Origin of the sequence: Halorubrum sp. SP9, from assembly GCF_005435015.1 — an archaeon.
Taxonomy (GTDB): Archaea; Halobacteriota; Halobacteria; order Halobacteriales; family Haloferacaceae; genus Halorubrum; species Halorubrum sodomense.
Genome location: NZ_SGXU01000221.1, coordinates 1 through 701, shown reverse-complemented (window position 1 = coordinate 701; position 701 = coordinate 1). Strand labels below are relative to the sequence as shown.

The following is a 701-nucleotide window of genomic DNA, read 5'->3' as shown; positions in this document are numbered from 1 at the left end:
GCCTGTGGGTGCTTGGTACTCGCGGGATTCAAACGTCTCATTCTCCTCAGGCTCATCGTCCTTATCTCGGGGCTGGAAGTAGTCGTCAGAGACGAGGTTTTCCTCACCGATGGCAGACATATCGAGGTGGTGAAGGAGGATAGAGTCGAGCCGGTCGATGACCTCCTCCCATGCGCTCGCGTGGAGCTTTCCTTTCACCGCCTTCGTCTCGGTCTTCGGATGATGACGATAGTTGTCCTCAGAGTAGCGGTTCGCGTTCTTCGTTCTGTACGTCTTGATTTTGTCTTTCTTGACTCTGAGTCGACCGTTGTCGTCGCGTGGCCCGGCTAAGTAGCCGAGCTCCTCAAACTCTGTTGAGTTCACCGAGAAGAGCGAGTGGTCGCCGTGGCGAATGTCCTCTTCCATAGTTCCTTCTTCCCCTTCGTTTCCGGTGTGAACGAGGCGGGCAGTGTTCCGCTCCGTGTTGATGACTCGTCCCATGGACGCGAGGTCGTGTCGGACGTAGCGTTCAAGGCCGGAGAAGTAGACTGTCTCCGGGATGGGGTCCCAGTGTGAAATGAACGACGTTCCGAGCTCATTATCGAGGTGCTGGAAGTATTCACCAATCCAGCCGAGGGCTTCGTCAAGACTTGTTGCGTAGGAGATTTGCGCTTTGATGTAGGTCCCGGTGTAGCGCTGACCGTCGACAGCCTTCGGATATC

The 701-nt window shown here is 55.8% G+C and carries 1 protein-coding gene; it reads right to left on the bottom strand.

From position 1 onward, the window contains the following. The coding region (locus EXE45_RS19900) for a hypothetical protein (protein ID WP_158294315.1) at nucleotides 1-701 on the bottom strand (701 nt) is incomplete at both ends.